The sequence below is a fragment of the Pseudomonas sp. MBLB4123 genome, from assembly GCF_051904775.1.
GTDB lineage: Bacteria > Pseudomonadota > Gammaproteobacteria > Pseudomonadales > Pseudomonadaceae > Aquipseudomonas > Aquipseudomonas benzenivorans_B.
On record NZ_CP196711.1, the window covers coordinates 3,948,003 to 3,972,193 of the forward strand.

Annotated in this window: 22 protein-coding genes and 1 pseudogene; 9 read left to right on the plus strand and 14 right to left on the minus strand. The window is 66.2% G+C overall.

Annotated features, from left to right (window positions below):
* Positions 1 to 36: 36 nt before the first annotated feature.
* Positions 37 to 252 (minus strand): 30S ribosomal protein S21, encoded by a 216-nt coding sequence (rpsU, locus tag ACSX1C_RS18145; protein WP_058068915.1) that lies wholly within the window; start codon positions 250 to 252, stop codon positions 37 to 39.
* A 203-nt stretch (positions 253 to 455) separates the two neighbouring features.
* Here rpsU and tsaD point away from each other — a divergent pair, with 203 nt between their 5' ends.
* The gene (tsaD, locus tag ACSX1C_RS18150; RefSeq protein WP_439887321.1) at positions 456 to 1,481 is read left to right on the plus strand and encodes a tRNA (adenosine(37)-N6)-threonylcarbamoyltransferase complex transferase subunit TsaD; all 1,026 of its coding nucleotides are present in this window, start codon (positions 456 to 458) and stop codon (positions 1,479 to 1,481) included.
* 44 nt (positions 1,482 to 1,525) lie between these two features.
* Here the strand turns inward: tsaD and plsY are convergent, their stop codons facing one another.
* Positions 1,526 to 2,095 carry a glycerol-3-phosphate 1-O-acyltransferase PlsY gene (gene plsY, locus ACSX1C_RS18155; protein WP_439887322.1) on the minus strand — a complete coding sequence of 190 codons (570 nt, stop codon included), beginning with the start codon at positions 2,093 to 2,095 and terminating at the stop codon, positions 1,526 to 1,528.
* Positions 2,096 to 2,335: 240 nt separating this feature from the next.
* On the opposite strand from plsY, the gene folB reads away from it, so the two are divergent.
* On the plus strand, positions 2,336 to 2,692 hold the full coding sequence (gene folB, locus ACSX1C_RS18160; protein ID WP_439887323.1) for a dihydroneopterin aldolase: 357 nt from the start codon (positions 2,336 to 2,338) through the stop codon (positions 2,690 to 2,692).
* Positions 2,683 to 3,237, plus strand: a complete 555-nt coding sequence (gene folK, locus ACSX1C_RS18165; protein WP_439887324.1) for a 2-amino-4-hydroxy-6-hydroxymethyldihydropteridine diphosphokinase — start codon at positions 2,683 to 2,685, stop codon at positions 3,235 to 3,237. The genes folB and folK overlap by 10 nt, the downstream gene beginning before the upstream one ends.
* On the opposite strand, the gene ACSX1C_RS18170 is transcribed toward folK, so the two are convergent.
* The 11 genes from ACSX1C_RS18170 to ACSX1C_RS18220 all read right to left on the minus strand — a co-directional run bounded on the left by ACSX1C_RS18170 (position 3,234) and on the right by ACSX1C_RS18220 (position 17,392).
* Entirely contained in the window at positions 3,234 to 4,463 is a 1,230-nt protein-coding gene (locus ACSX1C_RS18170) for a multifunctional CCA addition/repair protein (RefSeq protein ID WP_439887325.1), read from the minus strand. The genes folK and ACSX1C_RS18170 overlap by 4 nt on opposite strands.
* A gap of 110 nt (positions 4,464 to 4,573) precedes the next feature.
* Positions 4,574 to 6,160: a SpoVR family protein gene (locus ACSX1C_RS18175; RefSeq protein ID WP_318643823.1), complete on the minus strand. Its 1,587-nt coding sequence runs from the start codon at positions 6,158 to 6,160 to the stop codon at positions 4,574 to 4,576.
* Positions 6,157 to 7,428, minus strand: a complete 1,272-nt coding sequence (locus ACSX1C_RS18180) for a YeaH/YhbH family protein (protein ID WP_439887326.1) — start codon at positions 7,426 to 7,428, stop codon at positions 6,157 to 6,159. Before ACSX1C_RS18180 ends, ACSX1C_RS18175 begins: the two co-directional genes overlap by 4 nt.
* A gap of 86 nt (positions 7,429 to 7,514) precedes the next feature.
* Positions 7,515 to 9,437, minus strand: a complete 1,923-nt coding sequence (locus ACSX1C_RS18185; RefSeq protein WP_439887327.1) for a PrkA family serine protein kinase — start codon at positions 9,435 to 9,437, stop codon at positions 7,515 to 7,517.
* Between the two features lie 291 nt (positions 9,438 to 9,728).
* Positions 9,729 to 10,058, minus strand: a complete 330-nt coding sequence (gene glpE, locus ACSX1C_RS18190; protein WP_439887328.1) for a thiosulfate sulfurtransferase GlpE — start codon at positions 10,056 to 10,058, stop codon at positions 9,729 to 9,731.
* The gene (locus ACSX1C_RS18195) at positions 10,055 to 10,879 is read right to left on the minus strand and encodes a symmetrical bis(5'-nucleosyl)-tetraphosphatase (protein WP_439887329.1); all 825 of its coding nucleotides are present in this window, start codon (positions 10,877 to 10,879) and stop codon (positions 10,055 to 10,057) included. The genes glpE and ACSX1C_RS18195 overlap by 4 nt, the downstream gene beginning before the upstream one ends.
* Positions 10,879 to 11,259, minus strand: a complete 381-nt coding sequence (gene apaG / locus ACSX1C_RS18200; protein ID WP_369958630.1) for a Co2+/Mg2+ efflux protein ApaG — start codon at positions 11,257 to 11,259, stop codon at positions 10,879 to 10,881. The genes ACSX1C_RS18195 and apaG overlap by 1 nt, the downstream gene beginning before the upstream one ends.
* 31 nt (positions 11,260 to 11,290) lie before the next feature.
* Positions 11,291 to 12,106 (minus strand): 16S rRNA (adenine(1518)-N(6)/adenine(1519)-N(6))-dimethyltransferase RsmA, encoded by an 816-nt coding sequence (gene rsmA / locus ACSX1C_RS18205; protein ID WP_439887330.1) that lies wholly within the window; start codon positions 12,104 to 12,106, stop codon positions 11,291 to 11,293.
* Positions 12,107 to 12,225: 119 nt separating this feature from the next.
* Entirely contained in the window at positions 12,226 to 13,218 is a 993-nt protein-coding gene (gene pdxA, locus ACSX1C_RS18210) for a 4-hydroxythreonine-4-phosphate dehydrogenase PdxA (protein WP_439887331.1), read from the minus strand.
* Between the two features lie 138 nt (positions 13,219 to 13,356).
* The gene (locus ACSX1C_RS18215) at positions 13,357 to 14,655 is read right to left on the minus strand and encodes a peptidylprolyl isomerase (RefSeq protein WP_439887332.1); all 1,299 of its coding nucleotides are present in this window, start codon (positions 14,653 to 14,655) and stop codon (positions 13,357 to 13,359) included.
* Positions 14,630 to 17,392, minus strand: coding sequence for an LPS-assembly protein LptD (locus tag ACSX1C_RS18220; protein ID WP_439887333.1), 2,763 nt, complete (start codon positions 17,390 to 17,392; stop codon positions 14,630 to 14,632). Before ACSX1C_RS18220 ends, ACSX1C_RS18215 begins: the two co-directional genes overlap by 26 nt.
* A gap of 126 nt (positions 17,393 to 17,518) precedes the next feature.
* Between ACSX1C_RS18220 and ACSX1C_RS18225 the strand changes: the two genes are divergently transcribed.
* From ACSX1C_RS18225 to ACSX1C_RS18235, 3 genes are read left to right on the plus strand one after another with little or no spacing between them, the layout of a single operon-like run.
* Positions 17,519 to 18,544 carry an aminoglycoside phosphotransferase family protein gene (locus tag ACSX1C_RS18225; RefSeq protein ID WP_439887334.1) on the plus strand — a complete coding sequence of 342 codons (1,026 nt, stop codon included), beginning with the start codon at positions 17,519 to 17,521 and terminating at the stop codon, positions 18,542 to 18,544.
* On the plus strand, positions 18,541 to 19,212 hold the full coding sequence (murU, locus tag ACSX1C_RS18230) for an N-acetylmuramate alpha-1-phosphate uridylyltransferase MurU (RefSeq protein WP_439887335.1): 672 nt from the start codon (positions 18,541 to 18,543) through the stop codon (positions 19,210 to 19,212). Before ACSX1C_RS18225 ends, murU begins: the two co-directional genes overlap by 4 nt.
* A 1-nt stretch (position 19,213) precedes the next feature.
* A complete protein-coding gene (locus ACSX1C_RS18235) occupies positions 19,214 to 19,975 on the plus strand; it encodes a TerB family tellurite resistance protein (RefSeq protein WP_439887336.1) in 762 nt (253 codons plus the stop codon).
* Between the two features lie 17 nt (positions 19,976 to 19,992).
* On the opposite strand, the gene ACSX1C_RS18240 is transcribed toward ACSX1C_RS18235, so the two are convergent.
* The gene (locus ACSX1C_RS18240) at positions 19,993 to 20,967 is read right to left on the minus strand and encodes an alpha/beta hydrolase family protein (RefSeq protein ID WP_439887337.1); all 975 of its coding nucleotides are present in this window, start codon (positions 20,965 to 20,967) and stop codon (positions 19,993 to 19,995) included.
* A 133-nt stretch (positions 20,968 to 21,100) separates the two neighbouring features.
* Between ACSX1C_RS18240 and rpe the strand changes: the two genes are divergently transcribed.
* The 3 genes and pseudogenes from rpe to trpE all read left to right on the plus strand — a co-directional run bounded on the left by rpe (position 21,101) and on the right by trpE (position 24,190).
* Positions 21,101 to 21,775 (plus strand): ribulose-phosphate 3-epimerase, encoded by a 675-nt coding sequence (gene rpe, locus ACSX1C_RS18245; protein WP_439887338.1) that lies wholly within the window; start codon positions 21,101 to 21,103, stop codon positions 21,773 to 21,775.
* Positions 21,772 to 22,645, plus strand: a pseudogene (locus ACSX1C_RS18250) (phosphoglycolate phosphatase). Before rpe ends, ACSX1C_RS18250 begins: the two are co-directional and overlap by 4 nt.
* Before the next feature lie 66 nt (positions 22,646 to 22,711).
* Complete coding sequence (trpE, locus tag ACSX1C_RS18255; protein WP_439887339.1) at positions 22,712 to 24,190, plus strand: anthranilate synthase component I; 1,479 nt, start codon at positions 22,712 to 22,714, stop codon at positions 24,188 to 24,190.
* The last annotated feature ends 1 nt before the right edge of the window (position 24,191 follow it).

Consider the following 24,191-nt stretch of genomic DNA (forward strand, 5'->3'; position numbering starts at 1 on the left):
GGGCGCTGCTGACTGCTGCGAGGCGGTCCGTACTGATTAGTACAGGCGCACGCTGCGGCGCTGTTCGCGCTGTACTTTCTTGGCGTGACGCTTAACAGCGGCAGCGGCCTTGCGCTTACGCTCTGCGGTCGGCTTCTCGTAGAATTCGCGGCTACGAACTTCAGCCAGAATGCCGGCTTTTTCGCAGGAGCGCTTGAAACGACGCAGAGCTACGTCGAAGGGTTCGTTCTCTTTAACTTTGACGGCTGGCATCCAGGGCTACCTTCTTTATTACCGGGGGTCACGCACTCCTGGCAAATGGCGCGGGAGGACGTAGGTTTTTAAGGGTTGCGGATGTTACCGTCTCGCCGCCGGGAATGCAAAGCCTCTGATCGAAAAGCGCTGGTCGGCCTCCGCGCCTGCCTATTATTATGCGCGCCTTCGAATATATGCCACCTCATATCAAGGCGCTGCCCATGCTGGTACTGGGATTGGAAACCTCCTGCGACGAGACCGGTGTCGCGCTCTACGACAGCGAGCGCGGCCTGCTGGCGGATGCGCTGTTCAGTCAGATCGACCTGCACCGCGTTTATGGCGGTGTGGTGCCGGAGCTGGCCTCGCGCGACCACGTCAAGCGCATGCTGCCGCTGATTCGCGAAGTGCTGGCCGAGGCCAACTGCACGGCCGCGGCGATCGATGCGATCGCCTACACCGCCGGGCCCGGTCTGGTCGGGGCGCTGTTGGTCGGTGCCTCCTGCGCCCGGGCCCTGGCGTTCGCCTGGGGCGTCCCGGCGCTCGGTGTGCATCATATGGAGGGGCACCTGTTGGCGCCGATGCTGGAGGCGCAGCCGCCGAGCTTCCCCTTCGTCGCCTTGCTGGTGTCCGGCGGCCATACCCAGCTGGTGCGGGTCGACGGTATCGGCCAGTACCAGTTGCTGGGCGAGTCCCTCGACGATGCGGCCGGCGAGGCCTTCGACAAGACGGCCAAGCTGATGGGCCTGCGCTACCCGGGCGGGCCGGAGATTGCCCGCCTGGCCGAGCTGGGCACGCCCGGACGCTTCGTGTTTCCCCGGCCCATGACCGATCGCCCAGGACTGGACTTCAGCTTCAGCGGTCTGAAGACCTTCACCCTGAATACCTGGCAGCAGTGCCGCGAGGCGGGTGACGACGGCGAGCAGACCCGTTGCGATATCGCCCTGGCGTTCCAGCAGGCGGTGGTCGAGACCCTCACCATCAAGTGCCGTCGGGCGCTCAAACAGACGGGCCTGAACAGTCTGGTGATCGCCGGTGGCGTCAGTGCCAACAAGGCTTTGCGTGAGTCCTTGGAGGCGATGCTGGGGGCGCTGAAGGGCCAGGTGTTCTATGCCCGGCCGGCCTTCTGCACCGACAACGGGGCGATGATCGCCTACGCCGGCTGCCAGCGCCTCAAGGCCGGGCAGCGCGAGGGGCTGGGCATCGCGGTGCAGGCGCGCTGGCCGATGGAGCAATTGCCCGCACTGTAAGGCGCGGGCCGGTAGCGTCGGAGGAAGCCGCGCTGGGCATCGCGTTAGAAATGCCGCTCCCGACCTGCCAGCAGGTCGCGTAGATTGCCGCGGTGACGCCAGACGACCAGCCCGGTCAATACGCTCACCGGCAGTAGCGCAGCAGGCTGCTGCCAGGCCAGCAGGGGCAGGGTCAGGGGCGTGGCGATCAGCGCCGCCAACGAACTGGTGCGGGTCAGCAGGAAGGTCAGCAGCCAGGCAGCGATGGCGAGGAGCGCGGCGGGGGGGTAGAGGCCCAGCAACATGCCGGCGGACGTGGCGACACCCTTGCCGCCGCGGAAGCGAAAGTACAGGGGGTAGAGGTGGCCGACCACTGCCGCGAGGCCGATCCAGGCCTGTTGCTGCAGGCCCAGGCCCAGCAGCTTGGCGATCAGCACGGGCAACAGGCCCTTGAGCAGGTCGCCCAGCAGGGTCAGCACGGCCAGGCGTTTCCCCGCCACGCGCAGCATATTGGTGGCGCCGGGGTTGCCCGAACCGCTGGCGCGTGGATCCGGTCCGCCGGCCAGGCGGCTGAGCAGTATGGCGAAGGACAGCGAGCCCAGCAGGTAGGCGAGGACCGCCAGCAGCCAAAACATGGTATCCGTTCCAGGTCGAGGAATGGCTCGATTCTACAGACCGCCACGGCCGGTAGCGAGCGAGGGCGGTGCGATAGACCCGCTGGCGAGGAACTGGGGGCGACCCAGGCTGGATGTTGCTGCAATCTGAGTCGTAAATGGACATTCGAGTCCGCTATCAATGCCGTATAGTCCTGCGCAGCAGTACCGCGCGGAAGGTCGGCGTGGAGCTGCGGTCATGCCGCGTTGTGGAGAGTGTGCTTGGACATAGTGTTTATCGAAGGGCTGGAAGTCGATACGGTGATCGGTGCCTACGACTGGGAGCGCACCATTCGCCAGTGCTTGCGTCTGGATCTGTACCTGGGCTGGGACAATCGCCCCGCCGCGGTGGGCGACGACCTGAGCAAGGCGCTCGACTATGCCGCCGTGGCCGCGCGGGTCCAGACCTATGTCGGCGAGTCGCAGTTCATCCTGGTGGAAACCCTGGCCGAGCGCCTGGCCGAGTTGCTGATGGCCGAGTTCCACATTCCCTGGTTGCGCATCAAGCTGACCAAGCCGGGCGCAGTGCCCGCTGCCACGGGCGGCGTCGGTGTGGAGATCGAGCGCGGATGTCGCTGACCCCGGTATTCCTCGGTCTCGGTAGCAATATCGAGCGCGAGGCTCATCTGCATGCGGGGCTCGACGCGCTGGCCGGCCTGCTCGGCGGCATGCGCTGCTCGCCGGTATTCGAGAGCCATGCGGTGGGGATCAAGAGCGGCCCCTTCTTCAATCTGGTGGTGGCCGGCTATAGCGCGTTGCCGCTGGGGGAGCTGGACCGGCGCCTGAAGTTCATCGAGGCGGATAACGGGCGCTACGCGCCGGAGCGCAAGGGCCTGCCGCTGGATATCGATGTGCTGCTGTATGGCGACCGGGTCGGCAACTTCGACGGCCTGGTGCTGCCGCGCGCGGAAATTCTCAAGAACGCCTTCGTGCTCTGGCCTCTGGCGCTGCTGGCGCCGGAAGAGGTGCATCCGGGGGCGCGGCGTTGCTTCGCCGAGCTGTGGCAGGCGGCGCGGATCGAGCAGCAGCTGTGGCCGGTGCCCTTTCGGTGGCAAGGACGCGAGCTGACCCCGCCAGCCCTGCTGCAGGCCTTCCCGCCGCCGAGTGCGCGCGATCTAAGTTAGGGCGCGTTGTGCGCCTTGTAGGTCTTGAGCGCCTGCAGGCGCTCCTTTTTCAAGGCTTCGCCCAGTTCGGGCCCCTTGAATCCCTGCTCCAGTAGCGGTTGCACGGCGACCGCACGGACCGCCTGCATGGCGCCGCGCAGGTAACCGGCCTGCGGGTAGTCGCGGTGTTCCAGGCCACTGCGGCCGCGGGCGTCCATTTCGCAGGCGGCGATGAACTCCTCGAAGCGTTGTGGGCGCCGATAGACGTCGAAACGCTGCAGCAGCTCCAGCAGGGTTGTGGCCTTCAGTTCCAGGGCGCGATGGCCGTGGCTGTGGAATTCGCCGACCAGCAGGGCCAGCTCCTGGCAGTCTTTCGGCGCCTTGCTGCGCTGGTTGATCGCCTGGATGGCGGGCATGCCCCGTTGTTCGTGGGCGATATGCCGCGGCCACTGGGCTTGCGGGGTCAAACCCTTGCCGACGTCATGCAGCAGGCAGGCCCAGCGCACCGTCAGCGGCTGTCGGTGCTCGGCGCACTGGCGCAGTACGCCGAGGACATGCACGCCGGTGTCGATCTCCGGATGGTGGGCCGCCGGTTGTGGGACGCCGAACAGGGCGTCGACCTCCGGCAGCAGGGCCTGGAGGGCGCCGCAATCGCGTAGCACCTGCACGAACACGTCGGGGCGCGGCTCGAGCAGGGCGCGGGATATCTCCTTCCAGCTGCGCTCGGGGGTGAGCGCCGCCAGTTCGCCCGACTCGCTGAGTTGACGCATCAGCTCCAGGGTCTCGGCGGCCACGCTGAAACCATCGGGCGCATAGCGGGCGGCGAAGCGGGCGACCCGCAGCACTCGCAGCGGGTCTTCGGCGAAGGCGGGGGAAACATGGCGCAGGATGCGGGCGGCGAGGTCGCGCTGCCCGCCATAGGGGTCGATCAGCCGGCCCTGGTCGTCCTCGGCCATGGCGTTGACCGTCAGGTCGCGGCGGATCAGGTCCTCTTCGAGGCTGACATCCGGGCTGGCGTAGAAGGTGAAGCCGCCATAGCCGCGTCCGCTCTTGCGTTCGGTGCGTGCCAGGGCGTACTCCTCGCCGGTCTCGGGGTGCAGGAACACCGGAAAGTCCGCGCCCACCGGGCGGAACCCCTGGGCCAGCAGTTGTTCGGCGGTCGCACCGACCACGACCCAGTCGGTCTCCTCGACCGCCCGCCCCAACAGGCGGTCGCGTACAGCACCACCCACCTTGTATATCTGCATGACCACCTCCGTTGGCGCAGAGGATAGCGGTTGCGGCCTTGGCAGGGGAAAGACTTATTGTCGAGGACGAAGCGCAAGACGCCGCCCGGTCAGGGCGGCGATGTGGTCGATCAGATCGGCGGAATGATCAGGTCGAGGCGCGGGTACTCGCCCTCCTGTTCGGATTCGCCCTTGGGGGGGACGTGGTGGGTCTCGATCAACTGGTCGCCTTGCAGGGTTTCCAGATGGATATCGAAGCCCCATAGGCGGTGCAGGTGCTTCATCACCTCTTCGGTCGAGCTGCCCAGCGGCTTGCGGTCATGCTGCTGATGGCGCAGGGTCAGCGAGCGGTCGCCGCGCCGGTCGATGTTCCAGATCTGTACATTGGGCTCGCGGTTGCCGAGGTTGTACTGCGCGGCCAGGGTCTCGCGGATGATGCGATAGCCCGCTTCGTCATGAATGGCCGGCACCACCAGTTCGTCTTTCTGGTCGTCGTCGAGGACGCTGAACAACTTGAGGTCGCGGATCACCTTGGGCGACAGGTACTGCAGGATGAAGCTCTCGTCCTTGAAGCTCTTCATGGCGAATTTCAGGGTGCTGAGCCAGTCGCTGCCGGCGATGTCGGGGAACCAGCGGCGGTCCTCCTCGGTAGGTTCCTCGCAGATCCGGCGGATGTCGCGGTACATGGCGAACCCCAGGGTATAGGGGTTGATGCCGCTGTAGTAAGGGCTGTCGAATGGCGGCTGGTAGATCACGCTGGTGTGCGACTGCAGGAACTCCAGGATGAAGCCATCGGTAATCAGGCCTTCGTCGTATAGGTCGTTCATCAGGGTGTAGTGCCAGAAGGTGGCCCAGCCTTCGTTCATGACCTGGGTCTGGCGCTGCGGATAGAAGTACTGGGCGATCTTGCGCACGATGCGGATCACCTCGCGCTGCCAGGGCTCCAGCAACGGTGCGTGCTTCTCCAGGAAGTACAGGATGTTTTCCTGGGGCTCGGCGGGGAAACGCGTGCTTTCCTTCTCGTCGTCCTTGCTGGCGCCTTTGGGGATGGTGCGCCACAGGTCGTTGATCTGTTTCTGCAGGTGTTCTTCGCGCTCTTTCTGGCGCCGCCGTTCCTCCTCGGCGGAGATCGGGTAGGGGCGCTTGTAACGGTCGACACCGTAGTTCATCAGGGCGTGGCAGGAGTCGAGCAGGTCTTCCACCGCGTCGATGCCATGGCGCTCTTCGCACTGGGTAATGTACTGCTTGGCGAACACCAGGTAGTCGATGATCGAGCTGGCGTCCGTCCAGGTGCGGAACAGGTAGTTGCCCTTGAAGAAGCTGTTGTGTCCGTAGCAGGCGTGGGCGATCACCAGGGCCTGCATGCACATGGTGTTCTCTTCCATCAGGTAGGCGATGCACGGATCGGAGTTGATCACGATCTCGTAGGCCAGGCCCATCTGGCCGCGTTTGTAGTTCTTCTCGGTGCTGAGGAAGTGCTTGCCATAGGACCAGTGGTGGTAGCCCAGCGGCATGCCCACCGAGGCGTAGGCGTCCATCATTTGCTCGGCGGTGATGACCTCGATCTGGTTGGGGTAGGTGTCCAGCGCATAGCGCTCGGCGAGGCGGCCGATCTCGCGGTCATAGGCGCGGATCAACTCGAAGGTCCACTCCGAGCCGGTGGCGATAGGTTCGCGTCTCTTTGTGCTGCTGCGGGCTGCGCCGTCATAACTGGTCATGTCACGAGCCTCCGCTGGAACAGTTCGCGGAACACCGGGTAGATATCCGTCGCCGAAACCAGTTGTTGCTGGGCGAAGGTATCCTCGAAACTCTCACGCACCTGTTCGTACTCGAACCACAGGGCCTGGTGCTCGCGCGGGGTGATCTCGACGTAGGTGAAGTACTGCACGAACGGCATGATCTGTTTCATCAGGATATCGCGACAGATCGGCGAGTCGTCGTTCCAGTTGTCGCCGTCCGACGCCTGGGCACCGTAGATATTCCACTCGTTGATCGGGTAGCGCTCGGCCATGATTTCCTGCATCAGCTTGAGGGCGCTGGAAACGATGGTGCCGCCGGTCTCGCGGGAGTAGAAGAACTCTTCCTCGTCGACCTCCTTGGCGCTGGTGTGGTGGCGAATGAACACCACGTCGATCTTGTCGTAGCTGCGCTTGAGGAACAGGTAGAGCAGGATGAAGAAACGCTTGGCGATATCCTTGGTCGCCTGGGTCATGGAGCCGGAGACATCCATCAGGCAGAACATCACCGCCTTGGAGCTGGGGTTGGGTTGCTTGACCAGCAGGTTGTACTTGAGGTCGAAGGTGTCGAGGAAGGGCAGGCGGGCGATGTGCGCGCGCAAATGGCCGATCTCCGCCTCCATGGCCTGGATGTCGCCCAGGTTGTCGGGCTCTTCACGCTTCAGGCGCTCCAGCTCGGCCAGCGCTTCGCGCAGTTTGCTGCGGCTGCTGCCGGACAGGGCGATGCGCCGTGCATGGGCCGAACGCAGGGTGCGGACGATATTGATCCGCGATGGATTGCCGACATTGCTGATGCCGGCCCGTACGGTCTTGAAGGTGTCGGCGCCGGTCAGATGGCGCTTGACCAGGTTGGGCAGCTCCAGGTCCTCGAACATGAAGTCGAGGAACTCCTCCTGAGTGATCTGGAAGACGAACTCATCCATTCCCTCGCCGGTATTGCTGGCCTTGCCACCGCCCTTGCCGCCACCGCCGCCTGGCGGTCGGGGGATGTGCTCGCCGGCGACGAATTCCTTGTTGCCGGGGTGGACGATGGTCTGGCGGCCACCGCGGCCGTGGTGCAGCACCGGCTCGTCGATGTCGCGGCCAGGAATGCTGATCTGTTCGCCGTGTTCCATGTCGGTGATGGAGCGGCGGCTGACAGCCTCCTCCACCGCCTTCTTGATGTGCTCTCGGTAGCGCCGCAGGAAACGCTGGCGGTTTACCGTGCTCTTGTTCTTGCCGCTCAGGCGCCGGTCGATCACATAGCTCATAGGCCCCTCCGGGGAGCTTTGCGCGTCAAGCCCAAAAGCTGCTGCCGGTCCGGGTAGCAGCTTTGGGCCGATGGCTTGAGGCTAGGTTACTGCGATTTGCGAACCCGCAGATACCACTCGGAAAGCAGGCGTACCTGCTTGTCGGTGTAGCCCCGTTCGACCATGCGCTTGACGAAGTCGTTGTGCTTCTGTTGATCCTCCTTGCTTGCCTTGGCGTTGAAGCTGATGACCGGCAAGAGGTCTTCGGTGTTGGAGAACATCTTCTTCTCGATCACCACGCGCAGCTTTTCATAGCTGAGCCAGGTCGGGTTCTTGCCGTTGTTGTTGGCGCGGGCGCGCAGCACGAAGTTGACGATCTCGTTGCGGAAATCCTTCGGGTTGCTGATGCCGGCCGGTTTCTCGATCTTTTCCAGTTCCTCGTTGAGGGCTACGCGGTTGAGGATCTCGCCGGTTTCCGGATCGCGGTACTCCTGGTCCTGGATCCAGAAGTCGGCGTACAGCACGTAGCGGTCGAAGATGTTCTGCCCGTATTCGCTGTAGGACTCGAGGTAGGCGGTCTGGATCTCCTTGCCGATGAAGTCGATGTAGCGTGGCGCCAGGTACTCCTTGATGAAGCGCAGGTAGCGTTCGCGGACCTCGGCAGGGAACTGTTCCTGCTCGATCTGCTGCTCCAGCACGTAGAGCAGGTGGACCGGGTTGGCCGCCACCTCGTGGGAGTCGAAGTTGAACACCTTGGAGAGGATCTTGAAGGCGAAGCGAGTCGACAGGCCATTCATGCCCTCGTCCACCCCGGCGTTGTCGCGGTACTCCTGGATCGATTTGGCCTTGGGGTCGGTGTCCTTGAGGTTCTCGCCGTCGTAGACGCGCATCTTCGAGTAGATGTTGGAATTCTCCGGCTCCTTCAGTCGCGACAGTACCGAGAACTGCGCGAGCATCTTCAGGGTGTCGGGCGCGCAGTGGGCCTGGGCCAGGGAGCTGTTGGCCAGGAGCTTGTCGTAGATCTTGATTTCGTCGGTGACGCGCAGGCAGTAGGGCACCTTGACGATGTAGATACGGTCGATGAACGCCTCGTTGTTCTTGTTGTTGCGGAAGCTGTGCCACTCGGACTCGTTGGAGTGGGCCAGCAGGATGCCGTTGAACGGCAGGCCGCCGAGGCCCTCGGTGCTGTTGTAGTTGCCTTCCTGGGTGGCGGTCAGCAGGGGGTGCAGCACCTTGATCGGTGCCTTGAACATCTCGACGAACTCCATCAGGCCCTGGTTGGCGCGGCACAGGGCGCCGGAGTAGCTGTAGGCATCGGCGTCGTTCTGCGGGAATTCTTCCAGCTTGCGGATGTCCACCTTGCCGACCAGGGCGGAGATGTCCTGGTTGTTCTCGTCGCCCGGTTCGGTCTTGGCAACGGCGATCTGGTTGAGGATCGAGGGATAGAGCTTGACCACGCGGAACTGACTGATATCACCACCGAACTCGGACAGCCGTTTGGTCGCCCAGGGTGACATCACGGTGGCCAGGTAGCGCCGGGGGATGCTGAAATCCTCCTCGAGGATGGTGGCGTCTTCGGCGGCATTGAACAGGCCCAGTGGCGATTCGAATACCGGCGAGCCCTTGATCGCGTAGAAGGGCACCTTCTCCATCAGCTGCTTGAGCTTCTCCGCCAGGGACGACTTGCCGCCGCCGACCGGGCCCAGCAGGTAGAGGATCTGTTTCTTCTCCTCCAGGCCCTGGGCGGAATGGCGGAAGAAGGCGACGATCTGGTCGATGCACTCCTCCATGCCGTGGAAGTCGGCGAAGGCCGGATAGCGGCGGATCATCTTGTTGGAGAAGATGCGCGACAGCCGGGCGTTGCTCGAGGTATCGAGCAGTTCGGGTTCGCCGATGGCCATCAGTAGGCGCTCGGCGGCCGTGGCGTAGGCGCTGGGGTCTTGTTTGCACAGCTCGAGATACTCTTGGAGGCTGTATTCCTCCTGGCGAGTTGCTTCGAAGCGTTGTTGGAAGTGGCTGAAGATACTCATGACGTCACCTCGGTCGATGCTCGGAGCCGGGCGAGGGATCGGTCGTTCGGGTGCTAAGACGCAGCCGATGAGAGTGCCGACGAAGATCCCCCAGAAAACAAAAGGTCGTTACCGTTGGCCCGAAGCCGGTCAGCCGGCTTTCCCTGATTTTTGGATGGCCTGAGGTAAGGATAGTTCGGAATCTGGAAGATCAAGCGCGGCGCAACGATAACAAGATATTGCCGCGCCCGGTGCGGGGGGCAGAGGCAGCAATGGTGCGGGATTGCCGGGAAGGCCGCGGAGGCAAATTTTTTATTCGGCTGCGTCCTGGGAGACTTCGGCCGGGTAGTTGGTGCGCCACAGTTCGAAGCCGCCATCGAGGCTGTAGACTTCGGAGAAACCCTGGCCGACCAGGTAGGCGGCCGCGCTCTGGCTGGAGTTGCCGTGGTAACAGGTGACGATCAGGGGCGCGTCGAGATCGGCGCGGGCGATGAAGTCCGCCAGGGAGTAGTTGTCCAGGTGCCGAGAGCCGCTGATGTGGCCGAGGGCGAAGCTCTGTGGGTCGCGGATGTCGACCACCACCGCGCCTTGCTCGCGCAGGGCCTGCGCCTGCTGGGGGGAGATGCGCTTGAACTCGCTCATGGTTTTTCCTCGTTACAGTCGCAGCGGTGGCGTTCGCCGCTGTCGATATTCAATAGGCTCATGGCGCCGCCCCAGACGCAGCCGGTATCCAGGGCGAACAGGCCGGGTTCGTTACAGCGACCTTCCAGCGCGGCCCAGTGGCCGAAGACGATCTTCTGGCCGCGGGTCTTGCGATTCGCATGGCTGAACCAGGGGGCATAACCGGCTGGGGCGCTGCCGATGCCTTCCTTGCTCTTGAGGTCCAGGGTGCCGTCGGCCGTGCAGAAACGCATGCGAGTGAAGTAGTTGGTGATCACCCGCAGGCGCGTGATGCCGCGCAGGTCGCTGTCCCATCTGGCCGGCTCGTTACCGTACATGCCGTCGAGGAATAGCGGCAAGCGACTGTCGTCGCGCAGCGCCTCCTCGACCTCGGCCGCTCGCCTGAGGGCCTTCTGTAACGACCATTGCGGCGGGATGCCGGCATGGACCAAGGCGATATCGCGCTCGGCATCGTAGTGCAGCAGTTTTTGCCGGCGCAGCCAGTCCAGCAGTTCGTCGCGATCGGGGGCGTTAAGGATTTCCTGCAGGGTATCGGCCTTTTTCAGGCGCTCGATATTGTGGGCGGCGGCCAGCAGGTGCAGGTCGTGGTTGCCCAGCACACAGGTCACGGATTCGCGCAGGGCATAGACGAAGCGCAGGGTCTCCAGCGATGCCGGGCCACGGTTGACCAGGTCGCCGACCAGCCACAGACGGTCTTTGTCGGGGTCGAAGGCGACACGCCGCAGCAGGCAGCGCAGCGGCTCCAGGCAGCCTTGCAGGTCGCCGACGGCGTAGGTCGCCATCAGTGCAGCGAGCCCGGTACGGCGAGGCGGAACGGGGCGATGGGGGCCTCGAAACGGGTGCCGTCCTCGGCGAGCATCTGATAGCTGCCCTGCATGGCGCCGACCCGGGTCGCCATCACAGTGCCGCTGCTGTAGGTGTGGCTTTCCCCCGGGGCGATGAGGGGTTGCTGGCCGACCACGCCTGCGCCGCGCACTTCCTGCACCCGGCCGTCGCCGTCGGTGATCAGCCAGTGGCGCGACAGCAGTTTGGCCGGCTGCTGGCCGTTGTTGGCGATGGTCACGGTGTAGGCGAAGGCGAAGCGGTTCTGCTCCGGTTGCGACTGCTCCGGCAGGTAGCGGGTGGCGACAGCGACGTCGATCTGGTTGCGGGGATCGGGCATGGGGTGAGACTCGCTAAGCTGGAAGACCAGTCTAGTTGCTGGCGGCCGATGTTGGTTGTTGGGCCAGCTGGTCGGCCAGGCGCACGAAGGCGGCCAGGTCGAGCTGCTCGGGGCGCAGGCTGCCGTCGACGCCGGCGGCCTCGATGGCCGTGGCCGGTAGCAGGGCCTTCAGCGTGTTGCGCAGGGTCTTGCGGCGCTGGTTGAAGGCTTCGCGCACCACTTGCTCGAGCAGCTGGTGATCCTGGGCCGGGTGCGGCAGCACCTCGTGAGGGATCAGGCGGACGATCGCCGAGTCGACCTTGGGCGGCGGATTGAAGGCGCCGGGGCCGACATCGAACAGGTGTTCCACCCGGCAATGGTACTGCACCATGATCGACAAACGGCCCCAGTCCCCGCCGCCGGGTCCCGCCGCGAGCCGCTGGACCACTTCCTTCTGCAGCATGAAGTGCATGTCGCGGATCAGCGCGGCGTGCTCCAGCAGGTGGAAGATCAGCGGGGTGGAGATGTTGTAGGGCAGGTTGCCGACCACCCGCAAGCTGTGCGGGGCGGGCTCGAGGCTGTGGAAGTCGAACTTCAGGGCGTCGCCCTGGTGCAGCCGGAAGCGCGCTTCGCCGGCGAACTTGCCGTTGAGGATCGGCACCAGGTCGCGGTCGAGCTCGATCACGTCCAGCTGCGCGCCGCTGCCGAGCAGTCCCTCGGTCAGCGCGCCCTGGCCCGGGCCGATCTCCAATAGGCGCTCACCCTCGCGGGGATGGATGGCGCGCAGGATGCGGTGGATCACCCCAGCATCGTGCAGGAAATTCTGGCCGAAGCGCTTGCGTGCGCGGTGTTGGTAGGTATCGGACATGTCAGAGCGGCTCCAGGCTTCAAGCCGCAAGCTTAAAGCGAATGCAAAGGGCGGCAGTTTAACAGCAAGGAGCGGCGAGCCGTAGGCCGGGGCCCGACCCGGTGTCGGGGGCTGAACGGCTAGCGGCGGCTGGCGGCCATCTGGTAGGCGGTTTCCAGGGCGACCTGCAGGCTGCCGCTGTCGATCTGGCCGCTGCCTGCCAGGTCCAGGGCGGTGCCGTGGTCGACCGAGGTGCGGATGATCGGCAGGCCCAGGGTCACGTTGACCGCGGCGCCGAAGCCCTTGAACTTGAGCACCGGCAGGCCCTGGTCGTGATACATGGCCAGCACCGCGTCGCAGCGCTCGAGATGCTTGGGGGCGAACAGGGTGTCGGCCGGCAGCGGCCCGATCAGGTCGAGGCCTTCGCCGCGCAGCTGCTCCAGGGTCGGCTCGATCACTTCGATCTCCTCGCGGCCCAGGTGGCCGCCCTCGCCGGCGTGGGGGTTGAGGCCGCAGACCAGCACGCGCGGCCGGGGGATGCCGAACTTGCTGCGCAGGTCGTGATCGAGAATGCGCGCGACCCGTGCCAGGCGCTCGGCGGTAATGGCTGCGGCCACATCCTTGAGCGGCAGGTGAGTGGTCACCAGGGCGACCCGCAGGCCGCGGGTGGCGAGCATCATCACCACCTGCTCGGTGTGGGTGAGCTCGGCGAGAAACTCGGTGTGACCGGAGAAGGGAATGCCGGCCTGGTTGATCACGCCCTTGTGTACCGGCGCGGTGACCATTCCGGCGAAGTCGCCGGCGAGGCAGCCGCGGCCGGCTCGCTCCAGGGTCTCCAGGACGTAGGCGGCGTTGCTCGGGTTCAGGCGGCCGGGCACGACCGGGGCGCCCAGTGGCGTGTCCCAGACGTACAGGCGGCCGGCCGCGCTCGGCGTGTCGGGCCAGGCGCCCGGGCCGACGCCGATCAGTTCGATAGCGATGCCCAGCTGGTTGGCGCGTGCAGCCAGCAGCTCGCGGCTGGCGATGGCGACCAGGGGCTGCGGCTGTGGTTGCCGGGCGAGCAGCAGGCACAGGTCGGGGCCGATGCCCGCCGGCTCGCCGGGGGTCAGTGCGAAAAGCTGCGTCAGGCTCATAGTGGGGCTCCCGGTTGTGCCGTCAGGGCGGCTTCGATAGGGCGATGCCGCGCAATCTTACGTCAGGGCGGCATAAAAACGAAAAAGCCCGGCGCTGCAGGGGCAGGCGCCGGGCTTTTTATCCGATCCGGATCGGACCTAGAGCTTGGTCTCGACGTAGGCCTCGTCGCGAATCTGCCGCAGCCAGGTCTGCAGCTCCTCGTCGTACTTGCGGTTGCGCAGCAGGTTCAGCGCCTGTTGTTCGCGGAACTCCGCGCTGCTGTCGGTGGCGCGGCGGCCCATGACCTGCAGCACGTGCCAGCCGTAGGGGCTCTGGAACGGCTTGGACAGTTCGCCGCTGGCGGTGTTGCTCATCACCTCGCGGAACTCCGGCACCAGCACGCCGGGGTCGATCCAGTTGAGGCTGCCGCCGTTGAGTGCCGAGCCCGGGTCTTCGGAGAAGCTCTTCGCCAGTTCGGCGAAGTCCTCGCCGGCCTGGATGCGCTGGTGCAGGCGTTCGATCAGGCGCTTGGCCTCCGCCTCGCTGCGGATCTCGCTGGGTTTGATCAGAATATGCCGGACGCTGACCTCGTCGCGGACCTGGGTGCCGCCGCCACGCTTCTCCAGCAGCTTGAGCAGGATGAAGCCGCCCGGGGTGCGCATCGGTTCGGTCACTTCGCCGACGCTCAGGGCACCGAGCATGGCGTCGAACGGCGGCGGCAGCTGTGCGGCCTTGCGCCAGCCCATCTCGCCGCCTTCCAGGGCAGTTTCGCTGGCCGAGCGGGCGATGGCCAGCTGGGCGAAGTCGGCGCCTTTCTGCAGTTGCTGGTAGATGTCCTGGGCCTGGCGTTCCGCCGCCTGGATGGTGGCGGGGGAGGCGGCTTCGGGGACCGGAATGAGGATGTTGGCCAGGCGGAACTCCTCCGACAGCTGCAGCTTGCCGAGGTCGGAGGCGAGGAAGTTCTGCACCTCCTGGTCGGTCACCTGGATGCGCTCGGCCACGCGGCGCTGGCGTACCCGGCTGATGACCATCTCGCGGCGCACCTGGTCGCGGGCGTCGGCGTAGGACAGGCCGTCCTTCGCCAGGGCGGCGCGGAACTGCTCGAGGCTCATGCCGTTGCGCTGGGCGATGGTGCCGAGGGCCTGGTTGAGCTCCTCGTCGGTGATGCGGATGCCGGAGCGGTCGCCGATCTGCAGCTGGATGTTCTCGATGATCAGGCGCTCGAGCACCTGGTCGTCCAGCACGTTCTCAGGCGGCACGGCGGCGCCGCGTTTGGCGATGGTCTGCTGGACTTCGCGGACCCGGGCGTCGAGCTGGCTCTGCATGATCACGTCGTTGTCGACGATGGCCACCACGCGGTCCAGGGGTTTGACCTCGGCCTGCGCCGCAGTGCCGAGAAACAGTGCGCCCAGCAACAGGGGGCGCACGCAATCAGTAAGCTTGGTCTTCACGTTCACGATAACCTTGAATGCCTTGGTCGAGGAAAGTCTCGACTTTGTTGCCTGTCACGCCGCCCAGGCCCTTGAGGACGATCTGCAAGAAGATGCCGGTGTCGGCTTCGTCGTTCAGCGAGGGGTTGAGGCTGACTTCGTCGTAGTCGATCCAGTAGCGGTTGATCAGACGCAGCTTCCAGCAGCAGCTGTCGTACTCGAAGCCGCCGAAGGCCTCGAGGGTACGGTTGCGGTTGTAATCGTACTGCCAGCGGGAGATCACGCTCCACTGCGGCACGATCGGCCAGATCACCGAGAAGTCGTGCTGGCTGATCTTGTAGTAGTCCTCGATGAAGTTGGCCGTGCCGGGCGTGCCGTAGTCGCCGCCACCCACTACCCAGTTGCCGCTGGCCTGGTCGTAGCGCACGGTGTCGTTGCGATAGCGGTAGCCGGCATTGACCACCTTGTTCGGATTGTCTTCCGGCTGGTAGTGGAACATCGCGCTGCCCGAGCGGGTGCGGTGGCTGTCCGGGTCCCAGTTGAAGTCCGAGCTCAGGCGCCAGTCGCGATTGAAGCGGTACAGGTATTCCAGGGCATAGGGTGACTGCGAGGCCTGGGCGTCGGCACGAGTACGGTGGTCGATGCCCGGCAGCTGGACCTTGCGGTCGGCGAAGTAGTAGGCCTGGCCGATGCTGAAACGCTGGCGCTCGAAGCCGTTGCTCTCGATCCAGCGGTTGGTGATGCCCAGCGACAGCTTGTTCTCGTCGCCGATGCGGTCCTTGCCGGAGAAGCGATTCTCGCGCCACAGCGAGGAGTAGCTGAAGGTGCTCTCGCCGGTGTCGAACACCGGAATATCGGTCTGGTCTTCCTCCGGTACATAGAGGTAGAACAGGCGCGGCTCCAGGGTCTGGCGATAGGCCTTGCCGAACCACTGGGTGTCGCGGTCGAAGTACAGGCCGCTGTCGACGCTGAACAGGCCGACGCCACGATCCTGGCTGCCCTTGAACTCCTGCTCGGCGAGCAGGGTGTTCTTGCCCTGTTGGTCCAGGCTCAGGTCGTAGTTGGTGTGCAGGTACTTGATCTGCGGCTTGAGGAAGCCCCAGTTCCAGTTCAGCGGCAAACTGACGCCCGGTTCCAGGTGCAGGCGGTCACCGTTGGCGCGGGCCAGACCGCGCAGGCGGGCGTCGTACCAGAGCTGCTCGGCGACGCCATCCTCGTTGATGAAGCTGCCCGAGCGAAGGTCGCGGTCGAAACGTACCAGCTCGCTGCCGTAGCTGAAGTCCAGCCCTGCGGGGTGGAAGGGCAGTTTGCCGTCCAGGGTGATCTGCGGCAGGCGATTGTAGGGCGTGATGTCGGTGATGTTGGCCAGCTCGTAGGCATGGGCGTTGAGCCGGGCGGTGTAGCTGTCGGCGCGATAGGTCAGGGTGCCGCGCTGGTTGACATAGGCGGTGGTCTCGATGCCCAAGTCGGTGCCCAGGTCCTGGAAGTAGTAGGGGTCGCTGATGTCGGTGTAGTCGACCTCGGCCAACAGGCGCGAGTCGAGGCCGCCGCGGTGTTGCCAGCTGTACAGCCAGCGCTGGTCTTCGTATTCGGACTGCAGCTTGCGCTCGTCGTTGCTGTCGTCGAGATAGGCGGCGCCGAATTGGCCCTCGCTGCTCTTGGTCAGGTAGCGGAACTCGCCTTCCATGAGCAGGCCGCGGTCGCTCATGTAGGTCGGGTACAGCGTGGCGTCGTAGTTCGGCGCCAGGTTGAAGTAGTAGGGCGTCTGCAGGGTCACGCCGTTGTCGCTGGAGCTGCCGATGCTCGGCGGCAGGAAGCCGGACTGGCGGCGGTCGTCGATCGGGAAATAGATGTAGGGCGTGTAGAAGACCGGAATGTCTTTCACCCGCAGGGTGACGTTGGTGGCGGTGCCGAAGCCGGTGGCAGGGTTGAGGGTGATGTTGTTGCCCTTCAGGTGCCAGGTGTTGCTGCCCGGTTCGCAGCTGGTGTAGGTGCCATCCTTCAGGCGGATGATCGCGGTCTCTTCACGCTTGGCGTAGAGCGCGCTGCCGCGCACGTGGCTCTTGTGCAACACGTATTCGGCGTTGTCGACCCGGGCCTCGCCGTTGTCCAGTTGCAGTTCGGCGCGGTCGCCGACCACCAGCATGCCCTGGTCGCGCAGGCGCACGTTGCCGATCAGCTCGCCGCGGTTCTCGGCCTGGCGCAGGTTGGCCTCGTCGGCCTCGACCTGCATGCCGGCCTGGCGCAGGACCACGTCGCCGGCCAGGGTGGCGACCTGCTCCTGCTGCTCGTAGCGCGAGGCCTTGGCGGAGACGAATAGCGGTGCCTCGTCCATGGGCGTCTTGTCGTCCATGCCCGGTCGGTTCGGCTCGACGTAGGCACCGGCGCAGTAGGGGGCCACCTCCGCCAGCTGGGCGGCGTTCAGCTGCTCGCGGGGCACCCAGTCCAGATGGCTGTAGTCGGCGCTACGCGAGGCCAGGGCCTTGCCGCCGCTCTCGGTCACCAGGGTGGCGCGAGCCGCCTTGTCGTCGGCCCTGGCGGCACTGGTGCCGGCGCTGATGGCCGAGCCGCTGTGCACCGGGCGTGCCGGTAATGCGGCATTGCTGGCCTTGGGGGCGCAGGCCCAGCCGCCGGTGGCGGACGCTCGACAGTCGAACTGCTCTGCGGCAAATGCGAATTGACCAGCGACGGGTTGAAGGGCTAGAAGACCGCCTGTGACCAGAAGTGGGAATTTTTTACGAACCGCGGGGAAATTTACTGCCATCTTGTTTTTCCGGGCTTCCTGCGCGCCATCGGCCCAGGGGCCGCACGCCTCTCGATGGGCTGAAAAAGATGCTGGATAATAAAGCATGACCCGCGCAACGGCTAGCGCCGTCGGAGACCCCTGTAAATGCCTGAACAAGATGTACGCCTGCAATTTCTCGACTCATGGCTCGACCGGCAGCTGCCCGCGGTATTCGCCGAGCGGGGGTGGGGTGAGGTGCCGGCCGCGACCCTGACGGCCGCCAGTAGCGATGCCAGCTTTCGTCGTTATTTCCGCTGGCAGGCGGGCGACCGCAGCCTGATCGTCATGGATGCGCCGCCGCCTCAGGAGGACTGCCGGCCCTTCGTCAAGGTCGCCGGGCTGCTCGCCGGCGCCGGGGTCAATGTGCCGCAGATCCTGGCGGCGGACCTCGAGTGCGGCTTCCTGCTGCTCAACGATCTGGGGCGCAAGACCTATCTGGAGGTCATCGACGGGGACAACGCCGATGGCCTGATGAACGATGCGCTGCGGGCGTTGTTGGCGTTTCAGCGTCTGCCGATGGATGCCGGGCTGCCGAGCTACGACGAGGCCCTGCTGCTGCGGGAGCTGCAGTTGTTCCCCGAGTGGTACCTGTGCCGTCATCTGGGGCTGGAGCTGGGCGAGGCCCAGCAGGCCGCCTGGCAACGGACCTGCCGCCTGTTGATCGACAGTGCCCTGGCCCAGCCCCGGGTGCTGGTGCATCGCGACTACATGCCGCGCAACCTGATGTTCAGCGAGTCGAACCCCGGGGTGCTGGACTTTCAGGACGCGGTGTACGGGCCGGTGACCTACGACGTCACCTGCTTGTTCAAGGACGCCTTCCTCAGCTGGCCCGAAGCGCGGGTCCATGGTTGGTTGCAGGACTACTGGCGCCAGGCCCAGGCGGCGGGCATCCCGGTGCAGGGCGATTTCGAGGCGTTCCTGCGCGCCAGCGACCTGATGGGCGTGCAGCGTCACCTCAAGGTGATCGGCATCTTCGCGCGGATCTGCCACCGCGACGGCAAGCCCAGATACCTGGAGGACGTGCCGCGCTTCTTCGCCTATATCCAGGCGGTGCTGGCGCGGCGTCCCGAACTGGCCGAGCTGGGCGAGCTGCTCGCCGGCTTGCCGCAGCCCGAGGAGGTGTCGGCATGAGGGCAATGATCCTCGCCGCCGGCAAGGGCGAGCGCCTGCGCCCCCTGACGCTGCACACCCCCAAGCCGCTGGTGCGGGTCGCCGGCGTGCCGTTGATCGAATACCACCTGCGGGCACTGGCCACCGCGGGATTTACCGAGGTGGTGATCAACCATGCCTGGCTGGGCAAGCAGATCGAGGACCACCTGGGCGACGGCGAGCGCTTCGGCCTGAACCTGCGCTACTCGGCCGAAGGCGAGCCCCTGGAGACCGGTGGCGGCATCTTGCAGGCGCTGCCCCTGCTCGGCGACGCGCCTTTTCTGGTGGTCAACGGCGATATCTTCACCGACTACCCCTTCGCCGAGCTCAGGCGTCCGCTGACCGGGCTGGCTCATCTGGTGCTGGTGGACAACCCGGCGCATCACCCGGTGGGCGATTTCTGTCTGGAGGGGGATAGTGTGCGCGACGCCCGGGAGGGGCAGCCCAGTCTGACTTACAGCGGCATCGCCGTATTGTCGCCGGGGCTGTTTGCCGGCTGCCAGCCGGGTGCCTTCAAGTTGGCGCCGCTGTTGCGCAATGCCATGGCCGCGGGACGGGTGAGTGGGGAGTCTTTCGCCGGGCGCTGGGTCGATGTCGGCAGTCATGAGCGCTTGGCCGAAGTCGAGCAGCTAGTGGCGCAGAGTCGCTGAAATGCTCTGGCCCCTGACCCTGCTGGGAGCCCTCGCCGGCTGGTCCGTGGCCAGCATTCCCGGCGCCCTGCTCGGCGGCCTGCTCGGTCAGGCCGCGGATCGCCGCCTGCGCCTGCGTGGTTGGGCCGAGTTGCGCGAGCGGCTCGGCGGCGCACCGGCGCCGGGCGACGAGATGCTGCTGTTCATCCTGCTCGGCCGCCTGGCCAAGTGCGATGGGCGGGTGCTGCAGGTCCATATCGCTCAGGCCCGCGCGGAGATGCAGCGGCTGGGACTGGATGCGGATGCCCAGCGGCGCGCCATCGAGGCCTTCGCCCGCGGCAAGACCGGCCGCGACAGCCTGCGGGCGCCCCTGCGACGGCAGCAGGGGCGCGGTGAAGCCTTGTTGCGGGCCTGTTGGCGAATGGCCTGGGTGGATGGCCGGCTCAGCCAGGCAGAGCGCGAGCTGCTTCTGCTGTGGGGCACCTGGCTGGGGGTGTCGAACACTACCCAGGAGGCGCTGAGTGCGGCCTGTGCGCCCCGCGCGGGGCCGCTGCCTTCGACCCGAGGCGGCAGTTACCAGGCGGCGCTGCGCCTGCTGGGGGTGACTGCCGACAGCGAGCCGGCGCAGATCAAGCATGCCTACCGGCGTCTGCTCAGTCGTCACCATCCGGACAAGCTGGCCGGTAGCGGCGCCTCTGTCGAGCAGCTGCGCGAGGCCACGGAACGGACCCGGGAGCTGCGTCAGGCCTATGGCTTGATCCGCCAGCGCCACGGTTTCCGCTAGCGCCGCCCTCGGCGACTCTAGCGCTGGCGTTCGAGCCAGCCGCGAATGCGCCGAAACAGCTGTTCCTGTTCCGTGGCAGGGTCGCCGGGCAGCGGGGTCAGGGCCACCTGGGTGTAGCTCGGATGCTTCAGGCGCCTGCCCGCTTGCAGGCGTTCGAGGGCGGCATCGCGATCATGCGTCAGTCCCTTGTAGTAGAAGTCGCCGGTGGCCAGTTGCAGGCCGGGTATCAGCTCGGCCAGTCCGGGGCTGAAGCCCTCGGGCCGCTCGGCGGCTACCAGTAGCAGGTGGCGGATCTTCGCCGGCCCGCGTTCGGCCAGGTAGTGCGCGGCCCAGTAAGCGCCGCTACCGTGGCCGAGGAGGATCAGGGGCTTGGCCTGCTGGCGCTCGGCAAAGGCAATGGCGGCATCGATGCGCGCCAGCACCCGGGCGGCGTGGGCCTGGCGCGGGTCTTTCGTCGCTGCTGGTGCGGGCGCGTCGCTCGATGGTTCTGCATTGCCAAGCTCGGCGGAGGGGGTGGCCTCGAGGGGCGCGTCGTCGGTGTCGTCGAGCGCCGCCGCTTCCGCCGGGTTATCGCCCTGTGCAGGGGCGCTCGCCTGCGAGGGGGGCGGCAGGTCGCTCAGGGCGTCGGGCAGGCTCAGGCTCAGGCTGTGCCAGCCGGCATCCGGTAGCTTGCGCCGCAGCGGTCCGACGCTGCGCGGCGCGTCGGCGCTGGCGTCGTCGCCCGGCAGCAGAATCACCACACCGCGCGGCTCGCTCGTATTGGCCGGCAGCCAGAGGGCGAGAAACGCCTCGGCATCCGCCTGCAAGTGCTGTTGCTCCTGTGCCCGCAGCCGGCGTTCGAGGGCACGGGCATCGACCTGGCTGCGCTCGAGCAAGGGCGCACGCTCCTCAGTCGGGGCGGGTGCAGTGCTTGCGTCCGGCTGCTCGTCGCCTTGGGCGTGTACCCCTAGCAGAAGCAGGCTCAAGGCAAGGCTGGCGGGGCGCAGGGGCATGGATTTTCTCCGGCGGCGGTTACGGCGCTCAGCCTAGCGGTTTGCAGGGGGGATGTCAGGCGCCAGGCGCGGCTTTGCGCGCCGGCCTGGGCTGCTACAATGCGCGCCTTTCGTGTATGCCCTGAGGTGCGCCATGCAACCCTTCGCCATCGCCCCGTCGATCCTTTCCGCCGACTTCGCCCGCCTGGGCGAGGAAGTGGATAACGTCCTCGCCGCCGGCGCCGACATCGTCCACTTCGATGTGATGGACAACCACTACGTGCCCAATCTGACCGTCGGTCCTATGGTCTGCGCGGCACTGCGCAAGTACGGCATCACCGCGCCCATCGATGCCCACCTGATGGTCAAGCCGGTGGATCGCATCATCGGCGACTTCGTCGAGGCCGGTGCCAGCTACATCACCTTCCACCCCGAGGCATCCGAGCATATCGACCGCTCCCTGCAGCTGATTCGCGACGGCGGCGCCAAGGCCGGCCTGGTGTTCAACCCGGCGACACCGCTGGATTGCCTCAAACACGTGCTGGACAAGGTCGACATGATCCTGCTGATGAGCGTCAACCCGGGCTTCGGCGGGCAGAAATTCATCCCCGGTACCCTCGACAAGCTGCGCGAGGCACGCAAGCTGATCGATGCCAGCGGCCGCGCGATCCGCCTGGAGATCGACGGCGGGGTCAATGTGCAGAACATCCGCGAGATCGCCGCGGCGGGCGCCGACACCTTCGTCGCCGGTTCGGCGATCTTCAGCCAGCCGGATTACAAGGCGGTGATCGACGCCATGCGCGCCGAACTGGCCCAGGTCCGCGCGTGACCCTCCTGCGCGAGCTGTTCGCCGGGCAGCTGCCGGAGCTGGTGATGTTCGACCTGGACGGCACCCTGGTGGACTCGGTGCCGGACCTGGCCGCGGCGGTGGACAAGGCCCTGCTCGGCCTGGGGCGCGCGCCGGCCGGCCTGGCGCGGGTGCGCGACTGGGTCGGCAATGGCGCTCGGGTGCTGGTGCGCCGCGCCCTGGCTGGCGGCCTGCAGCACGAACAGGTCGGCGAGGCGGAGGCCGAGCAGGCGCTGGAGCTGTTCATGGCCGCCTATGCCGAGGGTCACGGGCTGACCCGGGTCTACCCCGGTGTGACGCTAACCCTCGACTGGCTGCGCGCACAGGACATCCCTCTGGCGATCGTCACCAACAAGCCGGAGCGCTTCGTCGCGCCGCTGCTGGACGAGAAGGGCCTGGGGAGTTACTTCCGCTGGATAGTCGGCGGCGACACCCTGCCCCAGCAGAAGCCCGACCCGGCGGCGCTGCGGCATGTGCTGCGCCTGGCGCGGGTCGATGCGGAGCGCGCCCTGTTCGTCGGTGACTCGCGCAACGACGTGCTGGCGGCCAGGGCCGCGGAGGTGCCCTGCGTGGCGCTGAGCTACGGCTACAACCATGGCCGGCCGATCGCCGAGGAAGAGCCGTTGCGGGTGCTGGACGATCTGCGCCAGCTGCTGTCGCCTCCTGAGGCGGTTCCCGCAGCCCGGTGAGGGGCGGGCCGTTCGGGTTGATTCGGCCTGGCGCCTGCGCTAGTGTGGCCGGACTTCGATCCCCGCCCAAGAGACCCCCGTGGTGGTTACCTGCAGACTCTGGCTCGCCCGAGCCGGGATGAAAATCATCAAGGCCCTGGCCCGTTGGCGCTGGCGCCTCTGACTCGATTCTGGCCGCCTAGGCGGCACGTTTGCACTCGACCGTTTACCTCAAGCCACGAGGCTGATCATGACCCGCGAAGAATTCCTGCGTTTGGCCGCTGCCGGCTATAACCGCATTCCGCTTGCCTGCGAAACCCTGGTCGACTTCGACACGCCGCTGTCGATCTACCTGAAGCTGGCCGACCAGGCCAACACCTACCTGCTCGAATCGGTCCAGGGCGGCGAGAAGTGGGGCCGCTATTCGATCATCGGCCTGCCGGCGCGCACCGTGCTGCGCGTGCATGGCCGGGACGTGCGCATCAGCGTCGACGGGGTGGAAACCGAGCACCACGTCTGCGCCGACCCGCTGGCCTTCGTCGAGCAGTTCCAGGGGCGTTACAAGGTGCCGACCCTGGCGGGCCTGCCGCGTTTCAACGGCGGCCTGGTGGGGTACTTCGGCTACGACAGCGTGCGCTACGTCGAGGCCAAGCTGGCCGGCGGCGTCAACCCCGATCCCTTGGGCACCCCGGATATCCTGCTGATGGTCTCCGACGCGGTGGTGGTGTTCGACAACCTGGCGGGCAAGATGCACGCCATCGTCCTCGCCGACCCGCAGCAGGAGGCGGCCTACGAGCAGGCCCAGGCCCAGCTGCAGGCCATCCTGCACAAGCTGCGCCAGCCGATAGTTCCGCGCCTGGGGGTCGACCTCAACGCCCCGCCCGGCGCCGAGCCGGCCTTCCGCTCCAGCTACAGCCGCGAGGACTACGAGCGGGCGGTCGGTGCGATCAAGGACTACATCCTCGCCGGCGATTGCATGCAGGTGGTGATCTCCCAGCGCATGTCGATCCCCTTCAAGGCCGCGCCGATCGACCTGTACCGGGCGCTGCGTTGCATCAACCCGACGCCCTACATGTACTTCTTCAACTTCGGCGACTTCCATGTGGTCGGCAGCTCGCCGGAGGTGCTGGTGCGGGTCGAGGACAACCTGGTGACGGTGCGGCCGATCGCCGGCACCCGCCCGCGCGGGGCCACCGACGAGGCCGATCGGGCCCTGGAAGACGACCTGCTGTCCGACGCCAAGGAGCTGGCCGAGCACCTGATGCTGATCGACCTGGGGCGCAACGACGTCGGTCGCGTCTCCAGCACCGGCAGCGTCCGGCTCACCGAGAAGATGGTGATCGAGCGCTATTCCAACGTGATGCACATCGTCTCCAACGTCACCGGTCAGCTGCAGGACGGCATGAGCGCCATGGATGCCCTGCGCGCCATCCTGCCGGCCGGCACCCTGTCCGGGGCGCCGAAGATTCGCGCCATGGAAATCATCGACGAGCTGGAGCCGGTCAAGCGCGGCGTCTATGGCGGCGCGGTGGGCTACCTGGCGTGGAACGGCAACATGGACACCGCCATCGCCATCCGCACCGCGGTGATCAAGGACGGCGAGCTGCACGTGCAGGCCGGCGCCGGCATCGTCGCCGACTCGGTGCCGGCGCTGGAGTGGGAGGAGACGCTGAACAAGCGCCGTGCCATGTTCCGCGCCGTCGCCCTCGCCGAACAGACAACCGAATAAG

Excerpts from the sequence above, each read along its gene's own strand:
- rpsU (WP_058068915.1), bottom strand. The coding sequence starts at position 252 with ATGCCAGCCGTCAAAGTTAAAGAGAACGAACCCTTCGACGTAGCTCTG.
- tsaD (WP_439887321.1), top strand. The coding sequence starts at position 456 with ATGCTGGTACTGGGATTGGAAACCTCCTGCGACGAGACCGGTGTCGCG.
- plsY (WP_439887322.1), bottom strand. The coding sequence starts at position 2,095 with ATGTTTTGGCTGCTGGCGGTCCTCGCCTACCTGCTGGGCTCGCTGTCC.
- folK (WP_439887324.1), top strand. The coding sequence starts at position 2,683 with ATGTCGCTGACCCCGGTATTCCTCGGTCTCGGTAGCAATATCGAGCGC.
- ACSX1C_RS18170 (WP_439887325.1), bottom strand. The coding sequence starts at position 4,463 with ATGCAGATATACAAGGTGGGTGGTGCTGTACGCGACCGCCTGTTGGGG.
- ACSX1C_RS18175 (WP_318643823.1), bottom strand. The coding sequence starts at position 6,160 with ATGACCAGTTATGACGGCGCAGCCCGCAGCAGCACAAAGAGACGCGAA.
- ACSX1C_RS18180 (WP_439887326.1), bottom strand. The coding sequence starts at position 7,428 with ATGAGCTATGTGATCGACCGGCGCCTGAGCGGCAAGAACAAGAGCACG.
- ACSX1C_RS18185 (WP_439887327.1), bottom strand. The coding sequence starts at position 9,437 with ATGAGTATCTTCAGCCACTTCCAACAACGCTTCGAAGCAACTCGCCAG.
- glpE (WP_439887328.1), bottom strand. The coding sequence starts at position 10,058 with ATGAGCGAGTTCAAGCGCATCTCCCCCCAGCAGGCGCAGGCCCTGCGC.
- ACSX1C_RS18195 (WP_439887329.1), bottom strand. The coding sequence starts at position 10,879 with ATGGCGACCTACGCCGTCGGCGACCTGCAAGGCTGCCTGGAGCCGCTG.
- apaG (WP_369958630.1), bottom strand. The coding sequence starts at position 11,259 with ATGCCCGATCCCCGCAACCAGATCGACGTCGCTGTCGCCACCCGCTAC.
- rsmA (WP_439887330.1), bottom strand. The coding sequence starts at position 12,106 with ATGTCCGATACCTACCAACACCGCGCACGCAAGCGCTTCGGCCAGAAT.
- pdxA (WP_439887331.1), bottom strand. The coding sequence starts at position 13,218 with ATGAGCCTGACGCAGCTTTTCGCACTGACCCCCGGCGAGCCGGCGGGC.
- ACSX1C_RS18220 (WP_439887333.1), bottom strand. The coding sequence starts at position 17,392 with ATGGCAGTAAATTTCCCCGCGGTTCGTAAAAAATTCCCACTTCTGGTC.
- ACSX1C_RS18225 (WP_439887334.1), top strand. The coding sequence starts at position 17,519 with ATGCCTGAACAAGATGTACGCCTGCAATTTCTCGACTCATGGCTCGAC.
- murU (WP_439887335.1), top strand. The coding sequence starts at position 18,541 with ATGAGGGCAATGATCCTCGCCGCCGGCAAGGGCGAGCGCCTGCGCCCC.
- ACSX1C_RS18235 (WP_439887336.1), top strand. The coding sequence starts at position 19,214 with ATGCTCTGGCCCCTGACCCTGCTGGGAGCCCTCGCCGGCTGGTCCGTG.
- ACSX1C_RS18240 (WP_439887337.1), bottom strand. The coding sequence starts at position 20,967 with ATGCCCCTGCGCCCCGCCAGCCTTGCCTTGAGCCTGCTTCTGCTAGGG.
- rpe (WP_439887338.1), top strand. The coding sequence starts at position 21,101 with ATGCAACCCTTCGCCATCGCCCCGTCGATCCTTTCCGCCGACTTCGCC.
- trpE (WP_439887339.1), top strand. The coding sequence starts at position 22,712 with ATGACCCGCGAAGAATTCCTGCGTTTGGCCGCTGCCGGCTATAACCGC.